Genomic DNA, 23,629 nt, shown 5'->3' with positions numbered 1-23,629 from the left:
AAAATTTAAGTTTCGTTTAGATTACGTTTACCAAAACTTTATAAACAAATGCTACAATTTTTTTAGATCAGGGCCATTTAGGAAATATTTTTGCTTCAATAAGTAGATTTGCCAGTGGGAGAGGGCGTCATGACTGTAAACAGTGTTGGTTTGGATAAGTTAAAGTTGCTGGATATCCCGTTGTTTTCCGGTTTGGACAGAATGAATCTGGCCAAGCTGGTGCCGGTGGTGGAGGAAGTACATTATAAAACCGGAGATATTTTATTTCAACAGGGAGAGTTCGGTGATTCCTTATACATTCTGGCCCGGGGCAAGGTCAAGGTTTTTCTTGAGGAAGGGAGTCAAACAAGAGAACTGGCGGTTCTGGGAGAAAGGGAATGTTTTGGTGAGATGTCCCTGCTCACCGGCGAACCCAGGTCCGCAGGTATTCAGGCGGTCACCGATGTTGTGGTTTTAAGGCTCTCCAAGGATAATTTTGATGAACTGCTCAGAAATCAGAACTCACTGGCGGTTCAGTTTGCGGGTATCTTAGCCAGAAGGCTGGCCCAGGTAAACAAGGAACAGGCCAATAAGAAGAAGGGAAGCGAAGAACAGGAACCGGTAAAGGGGGAACCCCAATGCGTTGTGGACATACCGGCTCCGGAAACGTTGATTTCTCAACCGGATAAGGACCGTGCTATCCCGGTTCTCAGAGCAAAACTAAATAAGCAACAGCTGCTGAGCGTGATCCTGGCCATTCTGGGGAGTCTGCTGCTGAATCTGTTGCTTGAATCTCAGGGATTCAACCGCTCCCAGCGGATACTGCTGGACATTCTTTTTGGTGGGGCTATCCTGTGGTCCTTTAACGTCTTTTCCTTTCACATGATCTCCTGCGCCATGCCTTTGCTGGCCATCTTTTTGCGTGCCAGCAGACCGGAGACAGTGTTATCCGGTTTTACCAGTCCATCTCTGTTCATGCTCCTGGGACTTTTTGCCGTTTCTGCTGCCGTGGTCAAAACCGGGTTGATTTACCGCCTGGTTTTAATAGTAATTAGCCGCTTTCCCACCGGCTACGTCGGTCAGACTTTGGGCTGGGTGCTGGCAGGCCTGCTGATAACGCCCTTCCTCTCCTTTACCAATGAACGGGTTTCCCTGGGCTCCCGCATGCTTCGTTCCTATTTGGATACCCTGCGCCTGCAAAATGTCAGCGCCGGTGCCCTGGGCCTGGCGTTTTCAACCCTGCTGGGTTTCGGACAATTGTCCTTCATGGTCTTAAGCGGGGCGGTTGCCTGCCTCTTTGTATATCAATTGCTGCCGGTGGAAGTAAGGGGAGAGGTAACATATGCCTTATGGCTGCAGGCGGCATTACCCCTGAGCTTGGTTTTCCTGCCATTGTCTTACCTCACTATTCTGCTGTTTTTCCGTTCCAAGGAGCCCTTTCAACTGGATCACACGGTTATCGAAGACCAGTTAATCATTTTAGGTCCCATCACCAGGCAGGAGAAAATCACCCTTCTGGCTTTGCTGTTTGCCTTTCTGGGACTCCTGAGCTATCACTGGCACGGGATCAGCGGGGCGGCCATTTGTCTGGTGAGCTTTTTGCTTCTCTACGGCAGTGCAGTGCTGGACGATCAATCCATCCGGACAGAGATTAACTGGAATGTGTTTATCTCCTTCGGCGCTCTGGTTGGCTTTGGGTCTGCTCTGTTTACCAGCGGTTTGCCGGCACTTCTGGCCGATAAACTCAGTCCTTTGCTGGGGTTCCTGTTGGACAGCATCCTTTTGTTTTTGGCTGTAACCGTGATTTGGATGAAGCTGCTTCGTTTTGTTTTACCGGCTTTACCAGCCCTGCTGGTGAGCTTGATTTTGTTTTTGCCTCTTTCGGAAGCATCGGGAATTAACCCATTTGTGATCGGGTTAATCCTGCTGCTGGCAAGTCATACCTGGTTTTTATCTCCCGAATACAATGGATATTTTACCACCCTGTTCAAGGAGACCGGCAAGAATTTGCTGACCAACCAACAAACCTTTAAACTGGCATTTGTTTCATCTTTCATTTGTATCCTGGCAGTATCCTTTTCACTGCCGTTTTGGAAACACTTGGATTTAATTGTTCCTGTGAAGACTGCTCAACCGGCGATGGCCGGTGCAGAACAACAAGTAGTCATAGGATTGGCCGGCAGTTTCAGTGACCCGGAAGGACTGCAACTAAAAAATGCCGTTCAAATGGCAGTGGATGAGGTGAACGCTTCCGGTATCCTTATGGGCAGAAAAATAAGCATTGAAGTGAAGGATGACCAGGGGGATGTCACCCGGGGCATGGCCATTGCCCAGTCCTTGGCTGAAAACAAAGAGGTAGTGGCTGTGATCGGCCACCGCCAGTCCTATATCAGCACCCAGGTCGCCGCTATTTACGACCGTGCAGGCTTGGTGATGATTGTACCCTCCGAGGTTTCCCCACAGTTGAACCGGTATCATACGGTTTTCAGTACCCTGCCGGGTGTTGACGATTTTGGCATACTGGCGGCCCGAACCATGCTCGACCAGGGGTTTAAACGAACCGTGATTTGCTACGCCGATGGTTCATATGGCCGAAGCCTGGCCAATGCCTTTGAGGACGAAGTACATGCAAGGGGGATGAAAATTGCCGACAGGCTGGCTGTTTCCGGCGGAATCAATGAGTGGAATAACCTGCTGAGCAAGTGGCAAATCCTGGGCTACGACTCCATATTCCTGATTGATACCATGCCCGCCGGTGCTGAATGGATTACCGGGGCCCGCCGGGCAGGGCTAAAGGTTCCTATTTTTGCTGCCTCCGGTTTAGATGCAGAGGAATTGCCCCGGCTGGCGGGCAGTGCGGCGGAGGGGACCACCATCTTTTCGATCTTTAACCCCGGCGAAAACCACCCGGAGGTGGAAAAATTCATCCGTGATTATCAAGTCAAGTTTGGCGCCGATCCAGGCGTACCGGCGGCCCAGGGCTATGACGCCGTGAAAATACTGGTTGAAGCCATGAAAGGGACTGCTGCTGCGGAACCGGCGCAAATTGCCGCCAAACTGAGGCAAATGAAAGAATATCATGGCATAACCGGAACGCATAGCTTTACCGAAGATGGTAGGGTAGCGGGCAAAGAGATAGTGGTTAAGAAAGTGCGTGAAGGCAAGATTACCTGCCCGTAAAGACCGGTTTAGGAGGAAGATGGAGTGGATCTTTTTAGAAAAACGGCTCTGGAAAAGCTGTCTTCCCCGGAGCAGTTGGATTTATTTACTACCTTTACATCCCCCAGGGGCTGGGTTGCACTGTTCGGTTTGGCCTGCCTGGTTTTAACAATATTGCTTTGGGGGTTTTATGGCAGCATTCCCGGCACCGTCTCCGTCCGGGGCATTCTGGTGGGCCAGGGTGGAATCGCCCCGGTGGCAGCGGGAACTACCGGCCAGGTTAGCGATGTGAAAGTGTCGGTGGGGGACACCGTGCAAAAAGGTGAAGTGGTAGCCAGGATCTTTGACCCCCAGTGGACCAAAAACTTTGAGGAATCCCTGTCTGAAAGAGAACTAACCCTGCTGCGCGAAAAAATTGAGCAAGAGTCTCGGGTGATCAGCCCCTATGCCGGGCGGATCCTGGAGGTAAACGCAGTCAGGGGGGAATGGGTAAAACCCGGAGACCCGGTGATGAGAGTGGCGGTAAAGGGCAAAGAACAGAGAGAACTGGAGGCAGTTCTTTTTATTCCCCTTGAAGAAGGGAAGACCGTTCGCCCGGGGATGGAAGTACAGGTAGCCCCAAGTACTGTCAGAAAGGAAGAATTCGGCTATATCCTGGGCAGGGTGAGAGCTGTTTCCGAATTTCCGGCTACCACCGACAGTATGATGCGGTTGCTGGGCAATAAAGAACTGGTGGAAAAACTGGCGGGCCAGGGGGCGTCGGTGGAGGTGCATGTAGATTTAATACCTGCGGAGGGTAACGTCAGCGGTTTTAAGTGGTCGTCCAGGAAAGGGCCTTCGGTTATAATTGACAGTGGCACCCTTTGCCGGGGACAAATCATTATGTACAGGATGCGGCCGGTTGAACTTGTGTTCCCGAAGTATTCTGAATTCTGACTATTGAATTCTGAATACCTGAATAGTAACAATACTTACCGGGAGTCGTGAATCCAAATGGCACAGGTGCTGGAAAAACTTAAAAATATTATTAAACAAAAAAACAAAACCAAAAGGGTTAAAGTACCCACCATTATACAGATGGAGGCGGTGGAATGCGGGGCGGCTTCCCTGGCCATGATTTTAGCCTACTATGGCCGGTTTGTGCCCCTTGAAGAACTGAGGGTTGAATGTGGGGTTTCCAGGGACGGCAGCAAGGCCAGCAATATGTTAAAGGCCGCCCGCCGGTATGGGATGCAGGCCAAGGGTTACAAGGTGGAACCCAAAGGATTGCTTAAATTAAAATTCCCCATGATTATTTTCTGGAATTTTAACCATTTTCTCGTACTGGAAGGATTTAAAAAGGGATTGGTTTACCTTAACGACCCGGCTACCGGTCCAAGGACCGTTTCGGAGGAGGAGTTTAATTATTCCTTTACCGGCGTTGTGTTAACCTTTGAGCCGGGTTCGGAATTTAAAAAAGGAGGGGAAAGACCCTCCGTTCTACTGGCTCTGGGGAAACGTCTCAAAGGTCTGGAGTCGGGTCTGGTATTTTTGGTGCTGGCAGGGCTGCTGCTGGTGATTCCAGGTCTGATGATCCCGGTTTTTTCAAAAATCTTTGTGGACAACATTTTACTGCATAACATGAAGGGCTGGTTATTTCCTCTTTTAATAGGCATGGGACTGACGGCTGTATTAAGGCTGGCTTTAACCGCACTGCAGAATCATTCCCTGCTGCGCATGGAATCTCAACTGGCACTCAACACCTCCGGAAAATTCTTTTGGCATGTGCTGCGCCTGCCAGTGGAATTTTTCTCTCAGCGCTCCACAGGTGAAGTCGGTAACCGGGTGCGACTTAACGATCATGTTGCCCAGCTTATGACGGGTAAACTGGCCCACGCGGTTTTAGATTGCCTGGTGATTGTTTTTTACCTGGTGCTGATGCTCCATTATGATATGTTATTATCCTTCATCGGGATATGCATTGCACTTATCAATGTTGGTTATTTGCGCCTGGTTGACAGGAGCAGAACAGACCAAAACCAAAAACTGCTGGTGGACCAGGGCAAGCTATACGGAACTTCCATGGCGGGAGTGCATATGATTGAAACTCTGAAAGCCGGCGGCAATGAGTCGGATTTTTTCAGTACCTGGGCCGGCTACCAGGCCAAATTGGTGAGTGCCGAACAGGAAATAGGGGTTTCCAACGGGTACCTGGCGGCGGTCCCTCATTTTTTGTACGGTCTGAATACCATGGTCATATTAACGGTGGGGGGACTGCGGGTCATGAACGGCGAGCTGACTGTGGGGACGCTGGTGGCTTTTCAAAGTTTAATGACCAGTTTTCTACAGCCGGTGCAAAGTCTGGTCCAGTTGGGCAGTTCCCTGCAGGAAATGAAGGGGACCATGAACCGGTTGGATGATGTTTTTGGCTATCAAAAAGATCCTCAACTGGATAATCAAGAAATGAATGAGCCAACCCAGTCGGCTAAATTGAAAGGGTTTGTTGAACTTAAAAACATCACCTTCGGGTACAGCCGTCTGGAACCACCCTTGCTTGAAAATTTTAATCTGACGTTAAAACCCGGGTCCAGAGTTGCCCTGGTGGGAAGTTCCGGCAGCGGCAAGTCCACCGTTTCCAAGTTGGTGGCGGGGCTTTACCAACCCTGGTCCGGCGAAATCCTCTTTGACGGGAAGTCCCGGGAGCAAATCCCCCGGTTTCTTGTTGCCAACTTCCTGGCCATGGTGGACCAGGAGATCATTTTATTTGAAGGTACCATTCGGGATAACCTGACCCTGTGGGATAATACCATTTCCGAGGCGGATGTGATTCAAGGGGCCAAAGATGCTTGCATTCACGAAGACATTTCGGCCCGGGACGGCGGCTACGACCACCGGGTGAATGAGGGAGGGCGGAACTTCAGCGGCGGTCAGAGGCAGCGTATGGAAATCGCCCGGGCCCTGGCGGGCAACCCGTCCATTTTGGTGCTGGACGAGGCCACCAGCGCACTGGACCCACGAACTGAGAAAATTGTTAATGAAAACCTGCAACGCAGGGGTTGCACCATCATTGTGGTGGCCCATCGTCTGAGTTCCATCCGGGACTGTGATGAAATAATCGTCCTGGAAAAGGGCAAGGTGGTGCAGCGGGGAACCCATGAACAGATGAAAGCTGTGGAGGGTCCCTATGCGGAACTTATCAGTATTCAATAAAGAAGACTTGGTTCAGGTGGGGTTTTGACCCATATGTTGGGGACATTCCTCCGAAGGAGGTGTGTCCCCTGACCGCTAAACCTTAGTCGCACTTATTTCGAGCTTACAGCCTGTTAATCCCCATTAGTTGGGGACATTCCTGGCCCCAGAGAAATACCGAAACTTCAGCAGGTGTGTCCCCTTTCCGCTTTAGCGGGGTCTTACAGGCTGTGCGAAGATAAATAGGTTGGAGGATAAAGCCATGTCTGGCAACATGGAGATCTTTCTTCGGGAAGGCACATTGTTAACCTTTGCAGCCAACCCGTCCTTACTGCTGGATAATCCAGAACATATCTGGTTGGTTCTTGAAGGGACCGTAAGGGTCTACGGGGTTCCGCTGGCAGGGGGCGCACCTTCCGGTAAAAGAATTCATCTTTTTGACGCCGGGACCGGCCAGGCGTTGTTTGGTGCTAAGCCGGAAAAAGACGGGAACCTGGGGTTGATGGCCTGCGGTGATTTTAATGCCCGGGTGCTTAGATTGGAAAAATCCAAAGTTGATCATTTAACCCCTTGGCTTGAAAACTGGATCACCAGTCTTTCCGCTGGAATCTGCCGGGATGTGCCGCCTAAACATTATGAGATTTTGCAGGGTGGGCAGGAGGCGGCAATTTGGCAGGATTGTTTTCTCCGCACCAGGGAAAAGGTGCTGTGGGTTAAATCCAAAGGTGCGCTGCAATTTTTGGGGTTGCCGGAACTGCCGGGTATTGAACGGGATGTATTCTTTCCATTAGCTGCGGTGGCCTGGATTTTCTCCCCGGGTAACAATACCCTGGAGGTCTTGTCTACTCATGACTTCATCAAAGAGTACTCACCCTGGCAGTCCTTAGCGGTTTTTCACAGGGTGGTTTTTCAAGTGATTCGCCGGCACATGAACCGGCTGGAACTGGAAGAACGGCGTCGATATATCAGCAAACGGGTCAGGGACCGCGAATTTGTGGATAAGGCAATTGCTCAGCTGACGTCTGCTGTTCAGCCTGAACGGGAGCTGCCGCAGGATGATGACAGCGACGATCCCCTGCTCTGGGCCTGCCGCAAGATAGGGGATAGTATGGGCATAAAAATTGTCCCACCGCCCGTTCGCGCCGAAAAGTCAAGGGATCCTCTGGGTGATCTGGCCAAGGCCTCCCATTTTCGTGTTCGCAAGGTGATTTTAAAAAGGAACTGGTGGAAGCAGGATAACGGACCTTTTCTGGCCTATATGGAAGAAGACGATCGCCCGGTGGCACTGATCCCGGTTAAGGATTCCAACTATGTACTTTATGATCCCCTGGAGGGGGGAAAGCAGCTGTTGACCAATGCCATGGTCCGCTCCCTTAAACCCTTTGGTTATGTGTTTTACCGCCCGCTGCCTTCCCACGCCCTGACCATTTGGGATTTGTTAGCCTATGTGTTGTCCGGACGCTCCAAGCGGGACTTGGTGATGCTGTTTCTAATGGGTCTGGCTGGAGGAATTTTGGGGTTGGTGTCCCCGGTGGCCAACGGTTTATTGTTTGACACTATCATTCCGGAGGCCCAGCGCAGCCAACTGCTGGTGATGGCGGCCTTTTTGCTGGCCAGCGCCGTCGCCGGCGCCAGCTTTCAAATATGTCAATACGTTGCCATGCAGCGGCTGGAAGGAAAAGCCGGCTCTGCTTTGCAGAGTGCGGTGTGGGATCGATTGTTAAATTTGCCGGTATCCTTTTTTCGTAATTATACAGCCGGTGATTTAACCCAGAGGGCCAATGGTATTAATACTATTTTGGGCACCCTTTCGGGTGCCTCGCTTGGTTCCATTTTTGCCGGCATTTTTTCCTTTGTCAATTTAGCGTTGCTTTTTTATTACAGCGGGCGATTGGCCCTGGTGGCGGTTGGACTGGTGGTACTGTTTTTGATAATTTTTATCGCTTTGAGCTATTGGGAAATCCGCTACACCCGCAGGTTGGCGGAACTGGAGGGACAGATATCCGGACTGGTTTCCCAGATTATTGGCGGCATGGCCAAGTTCCGGGTGGCCGGGGCTGAAAACAGAGCATTTTACCTGTGGTCCAGGGCTTTTGCCGCCCAGAAAAAAGTTTCCTACCAGGCCCGTCAGGTGTCCAACTATCTGCTTTCCTTTAATGCATTTTACCCGGTGTTGACTTCGATGACCCTGTTTGCGATCATTGGTTTGGCCCGGGAGGAGTTCATGTCCACCGGGCGGTTTTTAGCCTTCAACGCGGCTTTTTCCGGTTTTTTGGGGGCTATGACCGGTTTAACCGCCACCGTGATGGAAGTTATGAAAGTAGTGCCGCAGTATGAAAGATCACAGCCTATTTTAAAAGCCCTGCCGGAAGTGGATGAGGTCAAGGGGGACCCCGGGGACCTGACCGGTGAGATTGAGGCCAGCCAGCTCTATTTCCGTTACCGGAAAGATGATCCGCTGGTTTTAAAGAATGTATCCTTTCATATTCGCCCGGGGGAATTTGTGGCCTTTGTGGGTCCCTCCGGCAGCGGCAAGTCCACTCTGCTTCGCCTGTTGCTGGGGTTTGAAACTCCTGAATCCGGTGCAGTTTATTTCGACGGGCAGGATCTGGCAGGTCTGAACATCCAGGCAGTTCGCCGCCAAATGGGGGTTGTGCTGCAAAACAGCCAGTTAAGACCGGGCACCATATTTGACAATATTACAGGTTCCCTGCCCCTGACCCGGGAGGATGCCTGGGAAGCCGCCGCCATGGCCGGACTGGATCAAGATATTCAACAGTTCCCCATGGGTATGCACACCGTCATCAGCATGGGTTCCGCCACCCTCTCAGGGGGGCAAAGGCAAAGAATCTTAATTGCCCGGGCTATTGTCGGCAAGCCGGGGATCATTCTTTTTGACGAAGCCACCAGTGCTCTGGATAACCGTACCCAGGCGGTGGTCAGCGAAAGTCTGGAAAAACTTAATGCTACCAGGGTTGTCATTGCCCACCGTCTCAGCACCATTATAAACGCTGATCGGATTTATGTATTAGAACAGGGGAAAATTGTTGAAAGCGGCACCTATTCCGAGCTGATCAATAAAGAAGGTCTTTTTGCCCAACTGGCCAAAAGACAGTTGGCTTAGCCCTATATTTAATGTGACTCGTTTTCAGTTCATAGTATTCAAATAAACATGCAAGAAATAATAATTGCCGTTCGCTACCTATAACTATAATCATTTTTAATAACGGAACGTATGCCCAATTCAGTCATTATATGGACATAGGCCATGCCTACGCCAATAATGCCTACTTTAAGCTTGTGCATCTACTTGATTTTTCTTGTATTTTTATTAATATAATACACAATTATACTATCATGACATAATATGGTCATAAAGCTGTCGGGTGATGATCATGCTGATTAGTAAGTTAAAAAAGGTGTTAAAAAACTCCCAAAATTTTTTTAATAGGACAGGGGCAGAACCACAAACGGATATAGCCGCCATAAAAATAGACGATGTGTTGGTGACCATGGCCCGCCATGTTTCAAGTTCGGTGCCCCATGAGTTTTCAGTTTTTGTCCCTCGCGTAGAAATAAGGAAGCGATATTACCGAAATAATCAACTGCAATATGAAAAGGAAATGATCTTTAATAGCCTTACAATAGTGCATTCCCCGCAGCACCCGCCGGTTGAGAGCGGGCGTTCGCCTATTATGTGCCAAAAAGTGGATTGAGGGGCCGTGCTGTTATAGTCTATAATTATTGCAGGCAGCAAGATAAAAGCTAATGTTTGACAAATTAGAGGGATATGGATGAACAATCAACTATATGCAGATATACTGGTAGAAGTACCGGGTATGCAGCCTGACCGTACTTATCAATACAAGGTGCCCCGCAATCTGGTGGGTTCTGTGCAATTCGGCAACCGGGTGAAGGTTCCTTTTGGTAAACAGAAGGTTACCGGTTTTGTGGTGGGATTGAGCGAAGAAAAGGCCGTGGAAAAGGTCAAGGAAATTATCAACCTGGTGGACAATGGCCGGCTGTTTAGGGAAGATCAACTTGAGCTGGCCAAATGGCTGGCGGGTTATTACTTTTGTAGCACTGTAAAGGCTTTGCAGGCCGTCATTGCCCCGGCGCTGAAAAAAACCACTCCAAGACCGGTGGCTCGACTTTATAGCGTTGTAGAACCGGCACAGCTACCCGAGCTGCGGAGGCAAATGACCCGTTCGCCGAAAAGATTGGCTGCTCTGGAAACAGCACTGCAACATCCGGGGCTGAACAAGCGGGAACTGGCCTCAATGGCCGGTGTATCATTATTTGTGGTAAATCAATTGTGCGCGGGGGGAATTCTAAAGGTGGAAACCAATCTGCCCGTACGGGATCCCTATCCGCAGTATAGATTGACCGAACAGGCACAAGTCAGTCTGACTGGTGAGCAAAGCCGGGCTGTGCAGGATGTGGCAGATGCCATACGAAAAGGAAGACACCGGGCATTTATGCTGCACGGAGTTACGGGCAGCGGCAAAACCGAGGTTTACCTGCATTGTATTGAGCAAGTACTGGGCACTGGCCGGCAGGCCATCACTCTGGTGCCCGAGATATCATTAACCCCGCAAATGGTCCGGCTGTATAAGGCCCGTTTCGGCCAGCATGTGGCGGTACTGCACAGCCGCATGTCCGACGGTGAGAGGTATGATGAATGGACACGCATTGAAAACGGCAGTGCGCCGGTGGTACTGGGAGTGCGCTCAGCTATATTGGCGCCGGTACCCGACCCCGGATTGATAATTATTGACGAAGAGCATGAGCCTTCATATAAGCAAGAGGAAGCGCCGCGCTACCATGCCCGGGCGGTGGCTCTTTACCGGGCCCGGAAGAGCCGGGGGGTATTGGTACTGGGCAGTGCTACCCCGTCTTTGGAGTCTTACTGCCGGGCTTTGCCGGGCGGTGAGTATAAGTTAATTAATATGAGGCACAGGATTAATGGAAAAAGCATGCCCAATGTTCAACTGGTAGATATGCGCAGAGAAGTGCAGTCTGGAAACAGTGCTATTTTCAGCCTGGTGCTATTGCAGAAATTACGGGAAAAGCTGCATAATAAGGAGCAGGCCATTATTTTTTTAAACAGGCGGGGCTTTAAAACCCTGGTGGTTTGCCGTGAGTGCGGGCTGGTGCTAAAGTGCCCCCGTTGCGAAATTTCCCTCACCTACCATACTGATGGGCGCTTGCGCTGCCATTACTGTAATTACCGTGTACAAGCACCAAAGATCTGCCCTGATTGCGGGGGCGGCCAGGTGGGTTATTTCGGTACGGGAACCCAGCGGGTGGAAATGGAATTATCAGCAGCTTTGCCCGGGGGGCGTATATTACGTATGGATGCGGATACCACCATACGCAAAGGCTCTCATGAGCAAATACTGTCGGCTTTCAGTAACGGTGAAGCAGATATTTTAGTAGGCACCCAAATGGTGGCCAAAGGGCTGGACTTGCCAGGGGTAACCCTGGTAGGGGTAATTAATGCCGACAGTTCATTGCACATGCCTGATTTCAGGGCGGGGGAACGCACATTTCAGCTGCTGGCCCAGGTGGCCGGCCGTACCGGCCGGGGAGACAAACCAGGAGAAGTTTTGATTCAAACACATACCCCGGAACATTATGCGGTGCAGGCAGCCTCTCGGCACAATTATAGTGCATTCTTTCAAAGTGAAATTGCCGTGCGCAAGGAAATGGGTTACCCGCCATTTGCCAAAATGGTCAGGGTATTACTATCTGGTAAGGACGATGCTGCCGTGCAGCAAGCGGCGGAAAAAATACGTACACAGTTGGATGGGTTTGTTGAAGGGGCGAACGGGGGAAAGATAATGATAGTAGGGCCTGCTCCGGCACCGTTGCCCCGGCTGAAGGAAGATTACAGGTGGCATATCATTCTTTGGAGTGCGGATTACCGGCGTTTGCGTCTGGTTATGGAACGCTTCCAGCGGGCTACCGGTGGTGCTGCACCGGGAAAGGAACTAAGAATGAGCATAGATGTGGACCCTATGTATATTATGTAATGATATTTCTTAAGTACCAGCAGAAGAGAAGGAGGCAATGTAAAGTTGGCTGTATATAGAATTGTGGAAGTAGGGGATGAGGTGCTCAGGGAGAAGGCGGTTTATGTTGCTAAGTTAGGTCCGCATATTGAAAAACTGCTGGATAATATGCGTGATACCATGTACGCCAATCAGGGTGTGGGATTGGCCGCCCCGCAAATTGGGGTATCCAAGCGAGTGATTGTGGTTGATGTAGGTGATGGTTTGGTGGAGCTGATTAACCCGGTGATTGCAGAAGCCAAGGGCACGCAAATTGATAACGAGGGTTGCCTCAGTATTCCTGGTATGGTGGGCGAAGTTATGCGAGCCGAGCACGTCAATGTTAAAGGCTTAGACCGGACCGGCAATGAAACTGAAATTGAAGCCAGCGGCTTTTTTGCCCGGGCACTGCAGCACGAAATAGACCATCTCGACGGAATTTTATTTATTGATAAGGCAAAGAATTTAAAAAAGATATAGCAATAATGGCTTGGGGTTAGAAGGAGTATAAACATTATGCGCGTTATTTTTATGGGTACACCTGATTTTGCAGTACCATCATTGCGTATTTTACTGCAAAATAATTATGATGTTGTTGCAGTTGTTACCCAGCCTGACAAGCCAGGTGGGCGGGGGAAAAAGATGCGTCCTTCGCCAGTTAAAGCAGCAGCCCTGGCGGCGGGGCTGGCGGTCTACCAACCCGAAAAAGTTCGTGAGCCTGCTTTTATTGAGGTGTTAAGGGGGTTAAGTCCGGATATCGTTGTCGTGGCCGCTTTCGGTCAAATATTACCGGCTGAAATTTTATATCTGCCCCCATACGGCTGCATAAATGTACATGCTTCGCTGTTGCCGGCCTACCGGGGGGCGGCACCCATACACAGGGCGGTAATCAATGGGGAGCGGCAAACGGGTGTTACCATTATGCAAATGGACACGGGCCTGGATACCGGCCCAATGTTATTGCAGGGCCAGGTGCCCATCGGACCGGATGATACCGTGGGAATAGTCCATGACCGGTTGGCAATGTTGGGTGGGCAATTGCTGCTTGAAGTGCTGGAAATTATGAAAACCGGGCTGCCGCAGCCCGTGCCGCAGGATGATAGCCGTTTCAGTTACGCACCCATGCTTACCCGGGACGATGAAATAGTTCGCTGGGAAAGGGATGCGTCGACCATCAAAAATCAGATCAGGGGACTGAATCCCTGGCCTGGTGCACGCACTTATCTGGGGGACAAGTTGCTAAAAATATGGCAAGTCTCCTTGATCAGGGATTACCCTGCCGTTGCTGCAGAGCCGGGCCTGGTGTTGAAAGCCTGTGGTGACCGGGGCATTTTGGTGCAAACCGGTGATGGTATACTAAGTATTGATGAATTGCAATTGCAAGGTAAAAAACGAATGACAGCAGCCGATTTTTTGCGGGGCCACCCGTTGGATGCCGGTACCAGGCTGGCTGAAAGACAGGCGGCCCGGCGTGACGGTAAGTGTATAATGTGATGATCTACGAACGAAAACGCCTTTTCATCGGGTTGCTGATAGTTAGCTTGCTGGCAGTGTGTATGCTGGCAGTGGCCATCTGGTATCTGGTTTTCAGTCCGGAAAGTTCCGTGGTTTATAAACTGGTGCTGCTGGCAGTGGACGCGGTGCTGATAATTGCCATATTATTGGCTGGTTTTGGTCTCGCAGGTATAGTTTTAACGCTTGTTCGTTCAAAACCCCTGGCATTGTTACAAGGTCCCGTGCGGGTGGCATTGAACACCTTTTTTCCACTGGTTTTAATACTGGGCAAGTTGCTGAGCATTGACCTTAACCGTATTAAACGCTCTTTTATTGAAGTGAACAATAACCTGGTCAGGGCTATGCATATTAGCGCTGCACCCGATCAGTTGTTGCTGCTGGCTCCGCACTGCCTGCAAAGCAGTACCTGCACACATAAAGTTACCGGTAATGTGGATAATTGCCGCCGCTGTGGCCAGTGTATGGTTAGTGATTTACTGCGCCTGCGGGATCATTATGGTATTCGGGTGGGGATGGCCACCGGAGGTACCCTGGCCCGCAAGTATGTGCGTGATTACCGCCCTAAAGCTATTGTGGCCATAGCTTGCGAGCGGGATTTAACCAGCGGTATTTTGGACGCCAATCCTATCCCAGTGCTGGGGGTTACCAATTTAAGACCCCACGGACCCTGCCATGACACACAGTTTTCTTATCAGCGGGTTGATGAAGCCATCCAATACTTTTTACGTAATGGAAGTGATTGTATTTGACGCAAAAAATAAGTGCCAGGGAAACCGCTTTAAAAGTGCTGCTTGCGGTAGAGGAACGGGAAGCCTACGCCAATCTGGCCCTGGGTGCGGTGCTGGACAAGATGAACCCGGGCAAATTAGACCGGGCTTTTATCACCGAGCTGGTTTACGGAACACTGCGCACCCAAAATACGCTGGATTGGGCGCTAAGCCGCTACCTGCGGCGGTCATTGCCCGAATTAACCGCTGCGGTGCGGAATATTTTACGTTTAGGGACTTACCAAATTTTATTTATGGACCGGGTGCCTGATTCCGCTGCAGTTAATGAGTCGGCCATTTTGGCCCGCCGGCATGGCCATGAAGGCATTGTTAAATTTGTTAACGGTGTGCTGCGTAATTTAGTACGGGGCAAGAAGCAATTAAACTACCCCGACCCTAACGAGGATCCGGTGCAGTACATAGCTTTGCGCCACTCCCATCCGGCCTGGCTGGTTCGCCGGTGGCTCAATGATTTTGGATTTGCAGAAACAGAGGCACTTTGTGCAGCCAATAATCAACCCGCGCCTAATACCGTGCGGGTAAATACTTTAAAAACCAGTGCTGCGGAATTAATCGAAAAGCTGGCCACTCTGGGGGTGAAAGCCACAAGAGGTCAATACGCTGTAGATTGTCTTCAGCTGCAGGGATTTGTATCCCTGGGCGGTTTGGCACCGTTTAAAGAAGGGCTGTTGCAGGCTCAGGATGAAAGTTCCATACTGGTGGGGCAAGCCGTGCGTCCTGCACCGGGATCCCGGGTGCTGGATGTAGCCAGCGCCCCGGGTGGTAAAGCCACCCACCTGGCCCAATTGATGCAAAACCAGGGCGTCATTATGGCCCTTGATGTGCACGAGCACAAAATAAAACTGATTGAGGAAAACTGTAGGCGTCTGGGTGTGCAAATAGTGCAGCCGGTTTTGGCCGATGCCAGGCAAATACCTGAGAAGTATACTGGTTGGGCTGATTACGTACTGGTGGATGCTCCCTGCTCCGGTTTAGGCGTGCTGCGCAGGCGCCCAGATGCCAGATGGCGCAAGGGTGAAGAGCAACTTGCCGCTTTAGCTGAACTACAAGCGCAAATCTTAGAGTCCGCTGCAGCGGTGTTAAAACCAGGCGGGGTGCTGGTATACAGCACTTGCACAATTACCTGTGAAGAGAATCTGGGGCAGGTGAAGTCATTTTTACATAAGCATGCTGATTTTCAATGGGAGTCCCTGGCTGAATTATTACCCGACAGCCTTGACTATACAGCTACCATGGGCCGGGGTTATCTACAATTATTACCTCATATCCATGGCCTGGACGGCTTTTTTATAGCCAGGCTGCGAAAAAGCGATAATATGCCGCTAACCTCCCAGCAGGATTTGTATGGCAGAGTGTAGAAATAGCAAAACATGTCGACGGGGGATTTTATATGCCGGGTTTGCCCAATATTAAAAATTTGACACTGGAGGAATTAGAACTTGAGGTAACTGCCCTGGGCATGGCCAAATTCAGGGCTGCCCAGGTTTTTGACTGGATGCACCGCAAGGGAGCGGCTTCCTTTGCGGACATAGCTAATGTGCCCAGGGAAGTGCGGGACAAGCTGGCCGCTAAATTTAGTCCCGGCAGTTTGACAATACTCGATAAAAAGGTTTCCCGTAACGGGGAGGCAGCCAAATATTTGTTGGAATTACAAGACGGCCAGTCCGTGGAGAGCGTGCTGATGAAATATCACTATGGCTATACCGCCTGTCTATCTACCCAGGTAGGTTGTCGTATGGGCTGCCGGCTGTGTGCCTCCGGGCTGGAAGGGCTGGTCCGCAACCTTACCCCGGGTGAGCTGATAGACCAAATTTGGGCTATGCAAAAAGCATCTGGTGTGCGTATCGAGCGTATTGTATTAATGGGTTCTGGCGAGCCACTGGATAATTATGATAACACAGTTAAGTTTATGGAACTGGTTAGTGCACCCAAAGGATTGGGTATCGGTCACCGGCATATTACTTTATCGACCTGCGGTATCGTGCCGCGTATTTACGAATTGATGCAATTGCGCTTGGCCATTACCCTGGCGGTCTCTTTACATGCCTCCAATAATACACTGCGCAGCCAACTGATGCCGGTTAATCGGGCCTACCCTCTGGAAAAGCTACTCCCGGCCTGTGGTGCTTACGCTGAGTCCACTGGTCGCCGGGTGTCCTTTGAATATGCTTTACTGGGTAGGGTAAATGATACTTTGGCGCATGCCAAAGAGCTGGCCGGTATATTGCGCGGCATTCACTGTCACATTAATTTAATCCCGGCCAATCCGGTTCCAGAGCGCGGCATTGAAAGCAGTGGTGCAAGGGATGTGCAGGCTTTTAAGATAGTACTGGAGAAAGCCGGATACCCGGTAACCGTGCGCCGGGAAATGGGACTGGACATTGATGCTGCGTGCGGTCAGTTGCGTCGGCGGTTAACGGCTAGTGAAAAACCGTAACGAGGTGATTGACGGTGGGCTTCTTTTCGGAACTGGAAGGTAACCTGGAAAAATATATTGAAGGTTTTTTTAAAGATAAATTCGGCAGCGGTGGTCTGCAACCGGTGGAAATAGCCAAAAGGCTGGCGAGGGAAATGCGTGATTGCCGTCGGGCCGGGCTAAAAGATATTTTCGTTCCCAATCGGTTTGAGATTTTTCTTGGTTCAGTGGACTTTACCGCGGTTAACCCGCTTATTGATCGTTTATCGGCGGAGATGACCGAGTATGTAAAGAATAAGGCGGCGGAAAAAAAGTATACCATGCTGGGGTCTGTGGCCGTGTCCTTTATAGAACAGCAAGACCTTCTTCAGGGACAGATGCTTATAAAGAGTTATTTTGATGAAAGTGTGGAAGAAGAGCAAAAGCCGGAAACAGTGGAAGATACCATGCGCTTTACACCGTTGCGGGGTGTGGTTGATGAACCGAGTCGAAACGAAACTGTGCTGCTGGAAGTCGTGGAGGGTGCGCTTGCCGGTAAACGGTTTACACTGGACAGCAGCCAGGCGGTGATAGGTCGCGGAGAAATATGTGATATATGCCTGCCGGACAATAGTATCTCCAGGCGGCATGCAGCCCTAAGTCGTACAGGCCGGCATTTTGTCATCAAAGACCGGTCCAGCACCAACGGCACATATGTCAACGGGGTAAAAGTTACCGAGAGAGAGCTTGTCGATGGGGATATTATCAAAATGGGCAATACGGTATTGATATTTAAGGTGGAATGATTTTTTTGGATATTATTTTATTTGTATTGCGCACCTCTTTTTTGGTATTAATATACGTATTTATATTTATCGTTTTAATTCATTTAATTAAAGATTTACATAAAACTGCAAGACCTTCTGCCAAGGTCGATGAAATAAAGGAGGGCGCTGGTTACCGGGCGCCAAGCCAGGTCATCACTGAAAAAAACGGCCCGGGAATGCTTGTGGTTGAATCCTCGCCTGGGGAATATGCCATAGATGGTGCGGAGTTTGCCCTGGCCCGTGAGTTAAATTTAGGTCGTGGGGCACATAACGAAATTGTTTTGCCCGACCGTTTTGCTTCAAACAGCCATGCCAGGTTATATAGCCAGGATGGGCAGTACTGGCTGGAGGATTTAGGAAGCAAAAATGGTACTTTTTTAAACGGTAAACCCCTTACTGGACCCGCAGTGCTGGCCAATGGTGATCAAATAAGGATAGGTGAGATAATATTCAAGTTTGTGAGGTGGGGTTATGAGGTGGACTCAGATCACCGAATGCGGTCCGGTGCGCCGAAGGAATGAAGACTGGCTAAGTGTTTGTCCTAATTTGGGCTTATTTGCTGTAGCGGACGGTATGGGGGGGCACCAGGCAGGGGATGTGGCCAGCAGGCTGGCACTGGAGGTCTTGGAGCATTGTCTGGGGAAACTCCAGTATAAGAAGATGCCCAGCCGGGACAGGTTGGCCTGGGGCATACAGCAAGCAAACGAAGCGGTCTACCTGGCCGCCCGTGAAGATATGCAGCGCCGGGGGATGGGTACGACCATAACTGCCTGTCTGGTTGAGGATTATAAAGTAACGGTGGCCAATGTGGGCGATAGCAGGGCATTACTACTTAGGGAAGGTCAAATCAATAAATTGACCGTTGACCACTCGCTGGTGCAAGAGTTGATCGACGGGGGCGGAATATCCGAAAAAGAAGCCCTGCGACATCCGCAACGCAATGTTTTAACCAGGGCACTTGGTATCGACCCCCGGGTGGATGTGGATATCTATGAGTATGGCATTGCTAAAGGAGACAGGTTGCTCATTTGCACTGATGGACTAACTGGCTTTGTGCCTGAGCAGCGGATTGGGGAATTGGTGATGTTGTCCCCTAACCTGCATGAAACTGTGTATTTGTTACAAAAGGAAGCCATTGCGTTCGGCAGTAATGATAACATAACGATTATTCTTCTGGCGGTGGATTAATTTGCATGGGCGAGGTATAGAACGTAAATTGCTGGCCGTGGCTTTCCTTTACACCCTCACCGGGGGATTAATTCTTTACCTGAATGAACCCGGCCCGGATGGGCTGTGGGCCATGGCTGCATCCTTGATAATGTTTGTTGGCTTTATGCTGCTCAGTATGCTGTGGCAAAGCCGGAAGGCCAACTTTGATATGTATATAACCCCTCTGATTAGCTTTTTGGCGGGTACAGGTGTAGTGTTTCTGTTCAGGTTGAATCCAGGGTATGGGTACAGGCAGTTGTCCTGGGTGGTTATAGGTCTGGTAACGCTGTTTTTGACCACTACCTTTCTGCGCCGATATCGCGATTTGGCCGACTATAAATACCTGGTGGCCCTGGCCGGTATTTTAGCACTGTTGCTGCCTATATTTTTCGGTATTGAATTGGGCGGGGCGAAAAGCTGGCTGGACCTGGGATTGTTTCACTTTCAACCATCTGAATTTGTTAAACTGCTGTTGGTGTTTTTTTTGGGCAGTTATTTAATGGAAAGCCGCATGCTGTTGCAGGCGGGCGAACAGCGGGTTTATTTTTTACCCGGTGTTCAGCAATGGGGGCCACTTTTAGGAATGTGGTTGACGGCACTGATGGTGCTGGTATTTCAAAAGGACCTGGGCACTGCACTTATTTATTTTGGCACCTTTTTAGCTATGGTATATATGGCCACAGCCCGTTGGCTCTATATTTTACTTGGTACGTTAATGTTTCTTGCCGGGGCGGTCGCCGCTTATATGGTGGTAAGTCATGTTCATACCCGGGTGGCTATTTGGCTGAACCCCTGGTCTACGGCGCAGAGCTCGGGCTACCAAATCATTCAGTCGCTATATGCTATTAACGACGGAGGTATTTGGGGTGCCGGATTGGGGGCCGGATTTCCCGGGTTCATTCCGGCGGTACACACTGATTTTATTTTTGCCGCTATTTGTGAAGAAACCGGTTTGCTTGGTGGCATTGGCGTTATGATTTTGTTTATGCTGCTGGTTTACCGCGGTTTTAAAATCGCCCTGGTGGCGCGAGATGAGTATGCCGGGTTGATGGCCGCCGGCTTTACTGCCATTTTGGGTTTACAGGTATTCATTATAATTGCCGGGGTGACTAAATTATTGCCCATGACGGGTATCACTTTACCATTTATTAGTTACGGGGGTAGTTCAATGGTGGCCAATTTTATTTTGGCCGGGATGCTGCTTAATATATCCGGTGAGGCCAATAAGCTATGAAAGATAATGTACGCAGGCTGGCATATTTAATACTTGCGGGACTGGCGGTAATCTGTATTTACCTGGCCTTGATTCCGTTTTATATTAAACATGTGGCTAGCAGTGGTACCGCGCCGGCCGACCCGCGTATTGCTGTTCGGGAAAATCAAATTAAGCGGGGGGATATCGTAGATAGGCAAGGCACGGTACTGGCCCGCAGTGTTCCGGTGGAAGGCGGATATGCCAGGGAATACCCGCTGGGTAGTGCGGCCGCACATATTGTTGGCTATAATTCTAATAAATACGGGACTGCCGGTATTGAAAAATCCATGGCGAATATTTTATTGGGTCTTGAGGGCGGTAATGAGTTGAATAACCTGCGCAACCGTATATTGGGGCACCCCGGTATTGGCAATGATGTTACCCTTACTATCGATGCCGAGCTGCAGCAATATGTTACCGGTTTGCTCGCGGGTAAAAAAGGGGCCGTGGTAGTATTAAATCCAGCCACGGGGGAGGTGCTGGCCATGGCCAGTTACCCTAACTATGAACCCTCGCAGGTAGCGGATTATATGAACCACCCGGACTCGCCCATGTTGAACCGTGCTGTACAAGGCGCCTATCCCCCCGGTTCAGTCTTTAAAATTGTTACCGCTGCAGCTCTATTGACTAATTTGCCCGAACTTGCCGGGGATACAATAAACTGTACGGGGCAGTTGGAGATAAGCGGCTTTACGCTTCATGACAATGCTGTGCACGGAAGCGTGGATTTTAAAAAAGCCTTTGCGCAATCCTGCAATGTAGCTTTTGCGCGTTACGGTCTGGCTCTGGGCACACAGCAATTCACCCGGGAGGCCCAGGCGTTTGGAATAGGTAAAGAGTTTGAATTTCCCTTACCGATATACAGCGGAAATATTACCCAGGCCGATAAAATGGACGGGCCGAACCTGGCATCCAGCGCCATCGGGCAGGGCGAAATACTGATCAGCCCACTGCAGGCTGCTTTACTGGCAGCTGCCGTAGCTAATGACGGGGTTATTATGAAACCGTATTTAGTATCGGGCTATACTGATGTAAATAAAGTTCCGAGCCACAAACAGCCGGAACAATGGCTCAAGGCCATGGATCCGGTAGTGGCCAATGCTTTAAGCGAATTTATGATTGATGTGGTAAAACAAGGCACCGGGAAGGCGGCTGCACTGCCGGATATTACGGTGGCCGGCAAAACAGGTTCGGCAGAAAACCCGCATGGCAGGAGCCATGCCTGGTTTGTTGGTTTTGCTCCGGCAGAGGAGCCCCGGGTGGCTGTGGCGGTGCTGTTGGAGAACGCCGGTTCCGGGGGGGCTGTGGCAGCCCCGCTGGCCCGGGAGGTTATCAGGCATGCATTGGACTGATATTTAATTGCGCGCAAATCGCCAGATGATTTTTGAGGAGAATAAATATGATCGGCAAAATGCTGGGAAACAGGTATGAGATACTGGAGAAACTTGGTGGCGGCGGCATGGCCATTGTATATAAAGGCCGGGACACTTTTCTGAACCGTTTTGTGACCATTAAGGTTTTACGCCCCGAGTTCACCTCGGACGAAGATTTTATCAAGCGATTCAGGCGTGAAGCCCAGGCCGTGGCCAGATTATCCCATCCCAACATTGTCAACATTCATGATGTAGGCCAGGAAGATGGTATTCACTACCTGGTGATGGAATATATCCAAGGGGATAACCTCAAGGCCATCATCCGTAAAAACGGACAGCTTGCGCCTGAGCATGCCGTGCGTTTCGCCGTGCAGATTTGTGAAGCGCTGGAACATGCCCATGAAAACCATATTGTGCACCGGGATGTTAAACCGCATAATATACTGGTAACAGACGACGGGAGAGCAAAGCTGACTGATTTCGGCATTGCTATGGAAGCCACTTCGGGCACCATTACCCGCACTGACACCATTATGGGTTCGGTACATTATTTGAGTCCTGAACAGGCCCGGGGTGAGACCGCCACCGCCAAATCAGACATTTATGCTGTGGGTATTTTACTGTATGAAATGTTGACCGGTAAACAGCCCTATAGCGGAGACAGTCCCATTGCCGTAGCATTAAAACATATTCAGGAAACTCCACAGCCTGTTGATGAAGTTAATGATAGCGTACCTGCAGAATTGGCTGCGGTGGTTATGCGGGCTATGGAAAAGAAACCTGAAGACCGGTTTAAGAGCGCTGCGGAGCTGGCCCGCTATTTGGAAGTGGCCCTTGAAGACACCGGGCAGGCCACGGTGGTTATTCCAACTGATGAACTGGTGGCCAGGGCGGCGTCCGGGGCGGCTAAAAAAACTAAAGCTGTTAATATTGTTAATAAAGTTGGAAACTTGAGTAGGCAGAGATGGGTTTGGGGTGCGGTACTTGTGCTGCTGGTGGGGCTAATGGCCGGAGGTTTATACGGTTTATACAATTTTTTGAACGTTGAACCGTTTAAAGTGCCCAGTGTCATTGGCGAGACTCAGGAACAGGCCCAGAAAGAGCTGGTAGCGCTAGGCTTGCAGCCTAAGATCACTGAGGAGTACAGCGAAGAAGAGAAGGGGACAGTTATAGAACAGAGCATTGGACCTGATGATCCGGAAGTAAAACCGCCACGGGAAATAATCCTAACGGTCAGTAAGGGACCGGAATTGCGAGAAGTGCCCAGTCTGTATAAGTTAACAGATTATGAGGCTCAGTATAAATTAGATGCGGTCGGGTTAAAACTCGCCCGTTCCGACGATGAAATATTTCATGCTGAAGTAGAAAAGGGAAAAATAGTGTCACAATCCCCTGTCTCTGGTGAGCAGGTACCCAAAGGTACAGAGGTGAAGGTTACCATTAGCAAGGGTCCGGAACCCAAAAAACAACAAGTACCTGATTTAAAGCGGTATACTCTGGATGAAGCCCGGTCGATTTTGGCAAATATAAATTTAGTGCTAAATGAAGAAGATATTAAAAAAGAATTTGCATCAGGATTTTTACCGGGACAAATCATTGATCAGACTCCTGCACCGGACAAAGAGGTGGAAGAGGGTACGTTGGTTAGTGTGGTAGTGAATAATGGTCCCGGGCCCCTGGATAGGGAGTCTATTGTTAAAATATCGGATGAAATACCCAATGATGGAGACGAACACCTGGTGGAGATAGTGGTGGAAGATATACAGGGTCGCAATGTCCAATACGCTGGTTCCCATATAGGCGGCGACCGAATAGAAAAAAGTATAACTTATGTGGGTAGTGGGGTGGTAGAGGTATATATCGATAAAGACTTAATATGGGATGAAAAATTAAAATAGGAGGGCCTTT

Annotated in this window: 17 protein-coding genes; all 17 read left to right on the top strand. The window is 50.1% G+C overall.

The window, feature by feature from the left end; all coding sequences use genetic code 11:
* Positions 1 to 129 precede the first annotated feature (129 nt).
* The 17 genes from DESGI_RS23135 (at position 130) to pknB (ending at position 23,619) form a co-directional block, all read left to right on the top strand.
* Complete coding sequence (locus DESGI_RS23135) at positions 130 to 3,159, top strand: SLC13 family permease (RefSeq protein WP_006523567.1); 3,030 nt, start codon at positions 130 to 132, stop codon at positions 3,157 to 3,159.
* Positions 3,160 to 3,183: 24 nt separating this feature from the next.
* Positions 3,184 to 4,074 (top strand): NHLP bacteriocin system secretion protein, encoded by an 891-nt coding sequence (locus DESGI_RS13620; protein WP_006523568.1) that lies wholly within the window; start codon positions 3,184 to 3,186, stop codon positions 4,072 to 4,074.
* 57 nt (positions 4,075 to 4,131) lie between these two features.
* On the top strand, positions 4,132 to 6,327 hold the full coding sequence (locus DESGI_RS13615) for an NHLP family bacteriocin export ABC transporter peptidase/permease/ATPase subunit (RefSeq protein ID WP_006523569.1): 2,196 nt from the start codon (positions 4,132 to 4,134) through the stop codon (positions 6,325 to 6,327).
* A 241-nt stretch (positions 6,328 to 6,568) separates the two neighbouring features.
* Entirely contained in the window at positions 6,569 to 9,430 is a 2,862-nt protein-coding gene (locus DESGI_RS13610) for an NHLP bacteriocin export ABC transporter permease/ATPase subunit (protein WP_006523570.1), read from the top strand.
* Between the two features lie 271 nt (positions 9,431 to 9,701).
* On the top strand, positions 9,702 to 10,022 hold the full coding sequence (locus tag DESGI_RS23130; protein ID WP_052543947.1) for a hypothetical protein: 321 nt from the start codon (positions 9,702 to 9,704) through the stop codon (positions 10,020 to 10,022).
* Between the two features lie 78 nt (positions 10,023 to 10,100).
* A complete protein-coding gene (gene priA / locus DESGI_RS13600) occupies positions 10,101 to 12,341 on the top strand; it encodes a replication restart helicase PriA (protein WP_006523572.1) in 2,241 nt (746 codons plus the stop codon).
* Positions 12,342 to 12,386: 45 nt separating this feature from the next.
* Positions 12,387 to 12,839, top strand: a complete 453-nt coding sequence (gene def, locus DESGI_RS13595; RefSeq protein ID WP_006523573.1) for a peptide deformylase — start codon at positions 12,387 to 12,389, stop codon at positions 12,837 to 12,839.
* Positions 12,840 to 12,875: 36 nt separating this feature from the next.
* Positions 12,876 to 13,853: a methionyl-tRNA formyltransferase gene (fmt, locus tag DESGI_RS13590; protein ID WP_006523574.1), complete on the top strand. Its 978-nt coding sequence runs from the start codon at positions 12,876 to 12,878 to the stop codon at positions 13,851 to 13,853.
* The gene (locus tag DESGI_RS13585) at positions 13,853 to 14,623 is read left to right on the top strand and encodes a DUF116 domain-containing protein (protein WP_006523575.1); all 771 of its coding nucleotides are present in this window, start codon (positions 13,853 to 13,855) and stop codon (positions 14,621 to 14,623) included. The genes fmt and DESGI_RS13585 overlap by 1 nt, the downstream gene beginning before the upstream one ends.
* On the top strand, positions 14,620 to 16,020 hold the full coding sequence (gene rsmB / locus DESGI_RS13580; RefSeq protein WP_006523576.1) for a 16S rRNA (cytosine(967)-C(5))-methyltransferase RsmB: 1,401 nt from the start codon (positions 14,620 to 14,622) through the stop codon (positions 16,018 to 16,020). Before DESGI_RS13585 ends, rsmB begins: the two co-directional genes overlap by 4 nt.
* A 32-nt stretch (positions 16,021 to 16,052) precedes the next feature.
* Positions 16,053 to 17,099, top strand: coding sequence for a dual-specificity RNA methyltransferase RlmN (rlmN, locus tag DESGI_RS13575; protein ID WP_006523577.1), 1,047 nt, complete (start codon positions 16,053 to 16,055; stop codon positions 17,097 to 17,099).
* 14 nt (positions 17,100 to 17,113) lie between these two features.
* Positions 17,114 to 17,863, top strand: coding sequence for an FHA domain-containing protein (locus DESGI_RS13570; RefSeq protein ID WP_006523578.1), 750 nt, complete (start codon positions 17,114 to 17,116; stop codon positions 17,861 to 17,863).
* A gap of 5 nt (positions 17,864 to 17,868) precedes the next feature.
* Positions 17,869 to 18,405, top strand: a complete 537-nt coding sequence (locus tag DESGI_RS13565) for an FHA domain-containing protein (protein WP_006523579.1) — start codon at positions 17,869 to 17,871, stop codon at positions 18,403 to 18,405.
* Entirely contained in the window at positions 18,356 to 19,072 is a 717-nt protein-coding gene (locus DESGI_RS13560) for a Stp1/IreP family PP2C-type Ser/Thr phosphatase (RefSeq protein WP_006523580.1), read from the top strand. The genes DESGI_RS13565 and DESGI_RS13560 overlap by 50 nt, the downstream gene beginning before the upstream one ends.
* Position 19,073: 1 nt before the next feature.
* The gene (locus DESGI_RS13555) at positions 19,074 to 20,327 is read left to right on the top strand and encodes an FtsW/RodA/SpoVE family cell cycle protein (protein ID WP_006523581.1); all 1,254 of its coding nucleotides are present in this window, start codon (positions 19,074 to 19,076) and stop codon (positions 20,325 to 20,327) included.
* The gene (locus DESGI_RS13550) at positions 20,324 to 21,700 is read left to right on the top strand and encodes a peptidoglycan D,D-transpeptidase FtsI family protein (RefSeq protein ID WP_006523582.1); all 1,377 of its coding nucleotides are present in this window, start codon (positions 20,324 to 20,326) and stop codon (positions 21,698 to 21,700) included. The genes DESGI_RS13555 and DESGI_RS13550 overlap by 4 nt, the downstream gene beginning before the upstream one ends.
* Before the next feature lie 47 nt (positions 21,701 to 21,747).
* Positions 21,748 to 23,619 carry a Stk1 family PASTA domain-containing Ser/Thr kinase gene (pknB, locus tag DESGI_RS13545; protein ID WP_006523583.1) on the top strand — a complete coding sequence of 624 codons (1,872 nt, stop codon included), beginning with the start codon at positions 21,748 to 21,750 and terminating at the stop codon, positions 23,617 to 23,619.
* Positions 23,620 to 23,629: the final 10 nt, after the last annotated feature.

Source organism: Desulfoscipio gibsoniae DSM 7213 (genome assembly GCF_000233715.2).
GTDB lineage: Bacteria > Bacillota > Desulfotomaculia > Desulfotomaculales > Desulfallaceae > Sporotomaculum > Sporotomaculum gibsoniae.
The sequence above is the reverse complement of the archived record's forward strand: the minus strand, read 5'-3'. Positions and strand labels throughout refer to the sequence as shown.

Excerpts from the sequence above, each read along its gene's own strand:
- DESGI_RS23135 (WP_006523567.1), top strand. The coding sequence starts at position 130 with ATGACTGTAAACAGTGTTGGTTTGGATAAGTTAAAGTTGCTGGATATC.
- DESGI_RS13615 (WP_006523569.1), top strand. The coding sequence starts at position 4,132 with ATGGCACAGGTGCTGGAAAAACTTAAAAATATTATTAAACAAAAAAAC.
- DESGI_RS13610 (WP_006523570.1), top strand. The coding sequence starts at position 6,569 with ATGTCTGGCAACATGGAGATCTTTCTTCGGGAAGGCACATTGTTAACC.
- DESGI_RS23130 (WP_052543947.1), top strand. The coding sequence starts at position 9,702 with ATGCTGATTAGTAAGTTAAAAAAGGTGTTAAAAAACTCCCAAAATTTT.
- priA (WP_006523572.1), top strand. The coding sequence starts at position 10,101 with ATGAACAATCAACTATATGCAGATATACTGGTAGAAGTACCGGGTATG.
- fmt (WP_006523574.1), top strand. The coding sequence starts at position 12,876 with ATGCGCGTTATTTTTATGGGTACACCTGATTTTGCAGTACCATCATTG.
- DESGI_RS13585 (WP_006523575.1), top strand. The coding sequence starts at position 13,853 with ATGATCTACGAACGAAAACGCCTTTTCATCGGGTTGCTGATAGTTAGC.
- rlmN (WP_006523577.1), top strand. The coding sequence starts at position 16,053 with ATGCCGGGTTTGCCCAATATTAAAAATTTGACACTGGAGGAATTAGAA.
- DESGI_RS13560 (WP_006523580.1), top strand. The coding sequence starts at position 18,356 with ATGAGGTGGACTCAGATCACCGAATGCGGTCCGGTGCGCCGAAGGAAT.
- DESGI_RS13550 (WP_006523582.1), top strand. The coding sequence starts at position 20,324 with ATGAAAGATAATGTACGCAGGCTGGCATATTTAATACTTGCGGGACTG.
- pknB (WP_006523583.1), top strand. The coding sequence starts at position 21,748 with ATGATCGGCAAAATGCTGGGAAACAGGTATGAGATACTGGAGAAACTT.